Annotated in this window: 8 protein-coding genes; 4 read left to right on the top strand and 4 right to left on the bottom strand. The window is 72.8% G+C overall.

Annotation, left to right across the window (positions count from 1 at the left end; genetic code table 11):
- From ABD54_RS23860 to ABD54_RS23845, 4 genes are all read left to right on the top strand, one after another.
- Positions 1 to 1,106 (top strand): lipopolysaccharide biosynthesis protein (locus tag ABD54_RS23860; RefSeq protein WP_047871778.1); only part of this gene is annotated, 1,106 nt, incomplete at its 5' end.
- Between the two features lie 256 nt (positions 1,107 to 1,362).
- A complete protein-coding gene (locus tag ABD54_RS23855) occupies positions 1,363 to 1,821 on the top strand; it encodes a polysaccharide biosynthesis protein (protein ID WP_047871777.1) in 459 nt (152 codons plus the stop codon).
- Positions 1,818 to 3,404 carry a glycosyltransferase gene (locus ABD54_RS23850; protein WP_047871776.1) on the top strand — a complete coding sequence of 529 codons (1,587 nt, stop codon included), beginning with the start codon at positions 1,818 to 1,820 and terminating at the stop codon, positions 3,402 to 3,404. Before ABD54_RS23855 ends, ABD54_RS23850 begins: the two co-directional genes overlap by 4 nt.
- A 57-nt stretch (positions 3,405 to 3,461) precedes the next feature.
- Positions 3,462 to 4,046, top strand: a complete 585-nt coding sequence (locus ABD54_RS23845; protein ID WP_047871775.1) for a GNAT family N-acetyltransferase — start codon at positions 3,462 to 3,464, stop codon at positions 4,044 to 4,046.
- A gap of 98 nt (positions 4,047 to 4,144) precedes the next feature.
- On the opposite strand, the gene ABD54_RS23840 is transcribed toward ABD54_RS23845, so the two are convergent.
- The 4 genes from ABD54_RS23840 to ABD54_RS29625 all read right to left on the bottom strand — a co-directional run bounded on the left by ABD54_RS23840 (position 4,145) and on the right by ABD54_RS29625 (position 8,279).
- Positions 4,145 to 5,269, bottom strand: coding sequence for a glycoside hydrolase family 26 protein (locus tag ABD54_RS23840; RefSeq protein ID WP_047871780.1), 1,125 nt, complete (start codon positions 5,267 to 5,269; stop codon positions 4,145 to 4,147).
- A 103-nt stretch (positions 5,270 to 5,372) separates the two neighbouring features.
- Positions 5,373 to 6,263: a sulfotransferase gene (locus tag ABD54_RS23835; RefSeq protein ID WP_047871774.1), complete on the bottom strand. Its 891-nt coding sequence runs from the start codon at positions 6,261 to 6,263 to the stop codon at positions 5,373 to 5,375.
- Positions 6,264 to 6,503: 240 nt separating this feature from the next.
- Positions 6,504 to 7,637, bottom strand: coding sequence for a S8 family peptidase (locus ABD54_RS23830; RefSeq protein WP_047871779.1), 1,134 nt, complete (start codon positions 7,635 to 7,637; stop codon positions 6,504 to 6,506).
- A 555-nt stretch (positions 7,638 to 8,192) separates the two neighbouring features.
- Positions 8,193 to 8,279, bottom strand: a complete 87-nt coding sequence (locus tag ABD54_RS29625) for an IS3 family transposase (RefSeq protein WP_082166964.1) — start codon at positions 8,277 to 8,279, stop codon at positions 8,193 to 8,195.
- Between the last annotated feature and the right edge of the window lies 1 nt (position 8,280).

Below are 8,280 nucleotides of genomic sequence, written 5' to 3'. Positions count from 1 at the left end.
TGTTGGCGCTGGCGTGGGCGGGGCCGTACCTGCCCGCGGCCGTGGTGGCGTGGTTCTGGCTGGGGCGTGTCGTGCGCCGGGCCGTCCCCGAGGCCGGTGGGGCCTCCGGGGAAGCGGACGGCTCGGCGGACGCGAGCGCCCTCGGGGAGGCGGTGCCCGGAGGGGAGCGGGGGACCCCCGATCGCCCCGGTGCCGCCGCGACGGCTGTGGCGCCGGGGACCGGCCGTGCGTGTGGGGAGTCCGCGGCCCCGGGGGCGGACGTGGCCCCGGAAACCGTGGAAGAGGCCGCGGAGGGGGTGGACGGGCGGACGTTCTGGGCCTTCTCCCTGCCGCGCGCGGTGGCCGCGGTCGCCCAGATGGGCGTGCAGCGCGGCGGCGTTGTCCTCGTGGCGCTCTTGGGCGGGCTGAACGGCGCGGCGGTGTTCACGGCGGCCACGCGGGTCATGGTGGTCGGCCAGTTCGGCACGCAGGCGGTGCTGTACGCGGCCCAGCCCAGGTTCGCCGAACAGTTGGCGGCGGGCGACCACGCCGGGGTCCGGACCCTGTACCAGGCGGGAACGGCTTGGCTGGTGTGCCTGCTGTGGCCTTTGTACCTGTCGGTGCTGGTGTTCGCCCCCCAGGTGATGCGGCTGTTCGGGCCTGAGTACGCGGCGGGGGCGACGGCGCTGGCCGTGGTGTGCGCGGGCCAGCTAGCGGCGGCCGCGCTGGGGATGGGCGACCTGGTTCTGACCATGACCGGGCTGACCCGGCTCAACCTGGTCAACAACGTGCTGTCGCTGGCGGCGAACGTCCTGGTGTGCGTGCTGCTCGTACCCGCGGCCGGAGCCACCGGGGCGGCCGTGGCCCTAGTGGCCGCGATGCTGGTGCGCAAGCTGCTTCCGCTGTGGCAGCTGCGCTCCCGCGTGGTGCTGCACCCGTTCAACCGCCCGGTGCTGGCCGCTACGACCAGCGCGGTGGCCTGGTTCGGTGCCCTGCCGCTACTGCTGGAGACGCTGCTGGACGGCGGGGGCGCGACGCTGGCGATGGCGGTGGCCTCGGGAGCGGTGGGGCACCTGGTGACGGTGTGGTCGCTGCGCGGACTGCTGGGCCTGGGTCCGCGCCGGTGAGGCGCGCCGAGGCGGGCGGAAGCGGTGCGGACACGCTGCGGCGACCGCAGGCGGCGCGGGGCCGAGGACGCCGGCCGGGGAGTTCGGCCGGAGGCGGTGCGGGCACGGCGAGGCGGGCGGGCCCTGGGGACCCCCCGCTATCCATGAAAGCCCCTGCACGCGCCCGACGGAAGACGCCCCCTCCCTCCTGTGGACAACGGGTGCGCCTCGCCGCGACCCTCCCAGCGACTACAAAGAGTTATGAAATGATGACCCCATGTCTCCACGACCGGTTCTCCTGGTGGCCTCCAGCGGAGGGCACCTCGCCCAGTTGTGCTCACTGCGTCCCTGGTGGCGGCACCGCGAGCGCGTGTGGGTGACCTTCCGGACACCCGACGCCGAGGCCGCCCTGACCGGCGAGCGCGTCCGGTGGGCCTTCCACCCCACCACCCGCCACGTGGGCAACCTGTTGCGCAACACCTGGCTGGCCGTCCGCGTCCTGCGCGAACGGCACCCGTGCGCCGTGGTCACCACCGGCGCAGGGGTGGCCCTGCCGTTCTTCGCCCTGGCGTGGCTGCTGCGGATACCGACCGTCTACATCGAGGTCTACGACCGCCTCGACACACCGACGCTCACCGCCCGGCTGTGCCGTCCGTTCACCCGGCTGTTCCTCGCCCAGTGGGAGGAGCAGCGCGCCTTCATGCCGACCGCCATCACGGTAGGACCGCTGCTTTGACCGAACAGACCACGCGTCCCGTACCGCGCCCCGACGACAGCGGCCACCCCGACGTGGTCGTCAGCCTCGGCACAGACCACCACTCCTTCGACCGGTTGGTCCGGTGGATCGACGACTACGCCCGGCGCCGCCGGAACCTGCGCTTCCTGGTCCAGCACGGGCACAGCACCGCACCCGCGGTGGCCTCGGGCACCGCGTTCCTGCCCGGGGAGGTGCTCGGCGAGCGCATGCGCCGGGCCCGGGTGGTCGTCGCCCACGGCGGACCGGGCACCATCGTCCAGGCCCGCCGCGCCGGACGCCTGCCCATCGTCGTCGCCCGCGACCCCGAACTGGACGAGCACGTGGACGAGCACCAGCTCCTGTTCGTACGGCGCCTGGAGGAGGCGGGCCGGGTGCGCTCCTGCGCGACCCCCCAGCAGCTATGCGCGCTCCTGGACAGGGCGCTCGCCTCACCCGGGGACTTCCGGGTGGACCCCGGCGACGGCGAGGGCACCGAGCGGGCCGCGCTGCGCACCGGGGAGCTCATCGACCTGCTCACCCGGGGCCAGGGCACGACGGCGGAACCCGCCGCACCCGCCGCACCCGCCGACACGGCCGCCGCCCGCACGGCCGGAGGCGGCGCGGACCCGCTGGCCGCCGCCCGCACCGACGCCTCCGGTCCCGGCGACGGCGGGCCCCTGCCCGGTGTGACCGTGGTGGTGCCCACCCGCGACCGGCCGGAACTGCTGCGCCGGACCCTGCGGGCGATCAACGAGCAGGACTACTCCGGCCGCATCACCACGATCGTCGTCTTCGACAACGACCAGCCCGACCCCTCCCTGGCCCGCTCCGGCGGCGACCGCCCCGTGAGGGTGGTCACCAACACCCTCACCCCCGGCCTGGCCGGGGCCCGCAACACCGGTGTGCTCGCCGCCGACACCGACCTGGTGGCCTTCTGCGACGATGACGACACGTGGCTGCCCGGAAAACTCCGGGCACAGGTCGACGTCATGCTCGACGAGCCCGGCACGGAGATGGTGTGCTGCGGCATCCGGGTGGTCTACGACAGGGTCGAGGCGGTCCGCAGCCTGGACCGCACCAGCGTGACCTTCGGCGACCTGCTGGGGTCTCGCCTGACCGAGCTGCACCCGTCCACGTTCCTCATCCGGCGCCGCGCCATGATCGACGGCTGCGGAACCGTCAGCGAGGAGATCCCCGGCAGCTACGCCGAGGACTACGAACTGCTGCTGCGCCTGGCCCGGCGCGGACCCATCCGCAACATCCCCGAGCCGGGCGTGCGGGTGCTGTGGCACCGCAGGTCGCACTTCTCCGGGCGCTGGCGGACCATCTCCACCGCCCTGCGATGGCTGCTGGACCGCTACCCCGAGTTCGCGCTGGTGCCGCGCGGCCACGCGCGCGTGTCCGGGCAGATCGCCTTCGCCGAGGCCGCCTCCGGGCGTCGGCGCGCCGCGCTGCGCTGGATCGGCACCACCGTCCGCAGCCGCCCGGCCGAGGCCCGCGCCTACCTGGCGCTCGCGGTGGTGCTCGGGGTGCCCGCCGGGTGGGTCACGCGCGCGCTGCACCTGCGCGGCAGGGGCCTGTAACCTCGGTCCGCGCGCCGGGGCCCCGGCGCGCGGACCGAGCGGCCGGGAAGGACGCGCATGATTCGCAGGGCCACCCCCGATGACGTGGAGGGGGCGGCGGACACGCTGGCCGCCGCCTTCGCGGACTACCCCTTCACCCGCCACGTGATCGGCGCCGACGGCCACGGGACGCGGCTGCGGGAGTTCCAGCGCGTCTTCCTCGCCGAGATCGGCCTTCCGTACGGACGGGTGTGGGTGAGCGACGACCTGCGGGCGGCCTCCGTCTGGACGGTGCCCGGTGCCGACGGCGCGCAGGAGGCCGTGGAGGCCCTGCTCCCCCGGCTCGTGGAGCTGGCGGGCGACCGCGCCCGGGCCTACGCGGAGGCCGAGGCCGCCATGGAGCCGTACCGGCCGGAGGAGCCGGTGTGGTTCCTCGGCACCGTCGGCGTCCACCCCGCGTCCCGGGGCCGGGGGCTGGGGCGGGCGGTGATCGGCGCGGGCCTGCACGAGGCCGACGCCGCGGGCTTCCCGGCGTTCCTGGAGACGTCGACGGAGGACAACGTGGGCCTGTACACGTCGCTCGGCTTCCGGGTGACCGCCGAGTACGCGCTGCCCGGGGGCGGCCCTCGCACCTGGTCCATGTTCCGGCCCGTGGGCGGCTGAACCGGCGCCCCCGTACGGGCCGCACACGCGCGGACCGCCGCCCCCTGCCGGAGCGGCGGTCCGCGCGAACCGACCCGGACGACCCGGACCCCGGGCGGTCAGCCCCGCTCCTGGGCGTACTCGGCCAGGCGGCGCACCCGCTCGGGCAGGTACACGTACGGGTCCTGTCCGGCGGCCTCGAAACCGCGCTGGGCGTACTCGTCGGCCCTGATCCGGAAGTCGCAGTCCGGGGACAGCTTGTTGTCCCACACCTTGACAGCGCGTACCCGCTCGTAGCGGCGCAGCACGTCGGGGATCTCGGAGTACCACTCCAGGGTCTCCTGCGGACCGATGTGCGTGGTGCCCATCTCCCCGATCATCACCGGCTTGTCGGGGTCGATCCCGTGTTCGGGCCCCTCGTTCTGGAACCACTCGTAGGCGGGGCGCATCATGTCCTCGAAGGAGTACGCCTCGTCCCAGTGCGGCTGGGAGTCGCAGCCGGTCATGTTGTACGCCTCCCAACTGACCCAGTCGACGTAGTCGTTGCCGGGCCACAGGCCGGGGAGGCGGTCGAAGTTGCCCTCCCAACCGGTCACGTTCCACACCCAGATGGCGTTGTCCGCGCCCTCCTCGCGGTACAGGTCGACGATGTGCCGCCAGGCCCGTACGAACTCCTCGGGCGTGCCGCGCCTGTTGTAGCGCGTGTTGGCGTCGGCCTCGTGGTCGAAGGTGACGAAGTAGGGCACGTCCAGTTCCGCGACGGCGCGGGCCTGGGAGCGCAGCGAGTCGTCGAACCCGCCGTCGAAGAGGGACTCGTAGGAGACCGCCGGGTGCCCGGAGCGCGTGAACCGCCTGGCCTCGATGTTGGTGTGCACGAACCTGCCCTCGGAGATCAGTCGGCGTTCGCGCTCGCCGGGGACGTCGGCCTGGTCGACGCCGCGCCAGGTGTAGACGATGTCCATGCGGCGGTCGACCGCCTCCTCCAGGGGCTCGATCCGGTCCCGGTAGGGGCTGGCCCCCCACCAGACACCGCACGAGGGCTCCAGGATCTCCGAGACGGCGCACTCCTCGTCGGTGGCGTACCCCCCGTGCCAGGGCGGCTCCGTCGCCCCCGCGGGACGGTCCGAGGGTTGCCGTGGAGAGGACGGGGCCCCGCCCGCCGGCGCGTCCCCCGCTCCGACCAGTGTCAGGACGAGGGTCAGTGCCCCCGTCGTCGCCAGTGCCCGTACCGGTCCCCTGTCCACGTCGAACTCCCCCCAGTTCTCCAAAAGTGACTTAGAGTGTTCAGATGGACACCTTACGTCATAATTGGGGCGAACAACAGTCCTTGAAGTGGCAAAACGGACTTCAGTAGCCGTAACGCCCCCGGGACGGAGCCGTCACGGCGGCCACCAGGCGCCGCCGCCAGGCGGGCATCGCCTCACGCCACCCGTGGTCGGCGCGGACCCCGACCCGCCCGGCCGTGAAGCGCATCGGGTTGCCCGACACGGCGTGCCCCTCCGACAGCTCGAAGCCGCCCCGCGCCGCGTCCGGCGGAGTGCCCGCGTACCCCGCGAACTCCGCGATCCGGGCGAACTCGCCCCCGGGGTCGGCGACGAAGTCCTCGTAGCGCACACGCAGGGTCGGGACGCCGCGCCGGGCCAGGGCGTCGAAGGAGGCGTTCTGGGCCATCCACTGCGCCGACGCCCGCCCGGCCGAGTAGCGGGCCATCTCCGGCTCGCTGCTGCCTGGGGAGGCGTCCGGGCGCGCCACGCGCCTGGCCCAGGAGTGGGCCACCGCACGCGGGTCGCGCACCACGTGCAGCAGGCGCATCCGGGCGCCGTAGCGCCAGCGCAGACAGGCGGCCAGGGAGGCGTGCTTGCTGGCGTCCACGATGACGTGGGCGCCGCTGACCAGGGACACCGCCGAGTACAGGCGGTGGTAGAGCTCGGTGTAGCGGTCGCAGCGCGAGGCGAGCAGCCCCTGGTGGGCTCCGTTGAGCAGCACCGGCAGGAAGCGGGTGCGGTCGACGCGGTCCTTGAGCCGCAGCACCTCCCCGGTGTCCAGGCGGTTCCAGCCGCCGAAGGCCTCACTGCCCACGTCGGACCAGAAGCCGCAGCCGGAGAACGGGCGGCCGCAGCCGCACAGCTCGTCCTCCACCAGTCCGCGCCGCCACAGGTGCACGACCTCGCCGACCGAACAGAACCCGGGCAGTTCGCCGAGGAGCCGCTCGATCAGGGTCGAGCCGGAGCGGCCCATTCCACCGACGAACACCAGTCGATAACCATCGTCCACCCCGTCAGGTTATTACTTTCGGTCACCAAGCGGGCCCCCGAAGTGACGGGCGCGTGCCCGGGCCGTGGACCGTGACCCGCACACGCGACGGCCCCGGCCCGGGGAGGCTTCCCCCGGACCGGGGCCGACCGGTCCTTCGTCTGCTCCTCGCGCGGTGGCCTCGGAGCGGGCTGTGGACGAGCGGGGTCTCCACAGCCACCCGGATCAGAGGCCCTGGACGTTGAGCAGCAGGTTGACAGTCCCCGAGGGAAGGCCGCTGAGCTTGTCGGCGCCTGCGTTGGAGACGAGCCAGTCCTGGATGGTGGCCTGGTCGTCGTCGCCGTTCACGCTCTTGTACAGGGCGGCGGCACCGGCGACGTGCGGGCTGGCCATCGAGGTGCCGTCATAGGAGTCGGTCCCGCCGCCGGGGACGGTGGACTCCACGTCCACTCCGGGAGCGTAGATGTCGACGGACGGGCCGTGGTTGGAGAAGTAGGCCGCGGCGTCGGTCGCGTCGGAGGCGCCGACCGTGGTCACGCCCTCGGCGCCGCCCGGAGAGGTGTTGCCCGCGTCCTGGCCCTCGTTGCCCGCCGCGACCGCGACGAACACACCGGAAGCCGCCAGGCTGTTGACGGCCTCGTCCAGGGTCGGCGAGACGGGCCCGCCCAGGGACATGTTGGCCACCGCGTCGGGTCCGGCGTTGGCGGCCACCCAGTCGATGCCGGCGATGACGTCGTCGTAGGAGCCCGAGCCGTTGTCGTCGAGCACCTTGACGCCGAAGAGGTCGGCGGCGGGGGCGACGCCGTACGCGGCGGAGCCGATGGTGCCCGCGACGTGGGTCCCGTGGCCGTTGCCGTCGCCGCCGTCACCGCCGTAGGCGTCGAAGGCGGAGGAGGCGCGACCGCCGAAGTCGGGGTGCGAGGCGTCGATGCCGGTGTCGATGATGTAGGCGGAGACCCCGGCCCCGTCGCCGGTGGTGCCGTAGGAGCCGTCCAGCGGCAGGTCCTCCTGGTCGATGCGGTCCTGGCCCCACGTGACGGTGGTGTGCGCGACGCCGACCTCCTCGACGTAGGCGACGCCCGACTGCCCGCGCAGTTCGCGCACCTCCTGCGCGCTCAGGCTGGCCGAGTAGCCGTTGACGACCTCGTCGTAGGCGTGGTTGACCTGGTCGGAGGAGATGCCGAGGGACGTGGGGGTGACCGAGGCGGCGCTGAGCGTGTCCTCCAGGACGACGAAGTAGTCGCCCGTGGCCGAGGAGCCGACGGTGTGGAGGGGGGCGAGCTCGTCGGCGCCGGCCGAGACGGCGCCCGACAGGGCCAGGGGGACGGAGAGGGCGCCGGCCGCGGCGAGGCCGAGCACCGTTCTCCCGGTGGTGTTCCTGTGCACTCTTATTCTCCTTTTACAGGGGGACGGTATCGGGAGGCGCGCAGCGGCCAATAACCCAGAGTAGTCAATTGATTCCAGGGCCGCTGCGCTTTGCCACCATAACCAGACTTGGCTCTCCGCTCCAGGGTGGGAGGGCAACTTTTTTTGCGTCCAAGTACCTCGCGACTGCCTTCGGGTCGCTTGGCCGTGCAGCTTTCGGGGACAACGGCACCTCGGGCAGGAAGTCCCAAAAGACTCGCCTGTAGTGGTCAAACGTTTTTCGGACAGTCCTTTCGGCCACCCCCGGAGCCCTTAGCGAGAAACATGGCGTTGACCGCAGGAAACCATTCCGTAAGAATCTGAGAACCAAAAAAGATTTCTCGGATAACACGGTCGCGGGCACGGTCGGCCCCCGACGGCGCCCTTTCCGGTGCCTCAGGGCCAGCCGCTCCCGCTCCCCGCCGGGCCTGTCGGCACGGTGGCGGAGCACGCGGAAGGGGGCCGCCCCGGCTGAACTGGTCCCCGGTAGTTGGACCGGCTAACTGAAGGTTAAGCCGCGAGGGCCTGAGCTCGGTACTGCACCGGGCTCAGGCCCTCAAGGTAGGTATGGACGCGTTCGTGGTTGAACCAGGCGATG

It is taken from the genome of Nocardiopsis sp. RV163, from assembly GCF_001029525.1.
GTDB classification, from domain to species: domain Bacteria; phylum Actinomycetota; class Actinomycetes; order Streptosporangiales; family Streptosporangiaceae; genus Nocardiopsis; species Nocardiopsis dassonvillei.
This window is presented reverse-complemented; position numbering and strand designations above follow the sequence as displayed.

What these genes read in the sequence shown, in the direction of transcription:
- ABD54_RS23855 (WP_047871777.1), top strand. Translation starts at nt 1,363, where the DNA reads ATGTCTCCACGACCGGTTCTCCTGGTGGCCTCCAGCGGAGGGCACCTC.
- ABD54_RS23845 (WP_047871775.1), top strand. Translation starts at nt 3,462, where the DNA reads ATGATTCGCAGGGCCACCCCCGATGACGTGGAGGGGGCGGCGGACACG.
- ABD54_RS23835 (WP_047871774.1), bottom strand. Translation starts at nt 6,263, where the DNA reads ATGGGCCGCTCCGGCTCGACCCTGATCGAGCGGCTCCTCGGCGAACTG.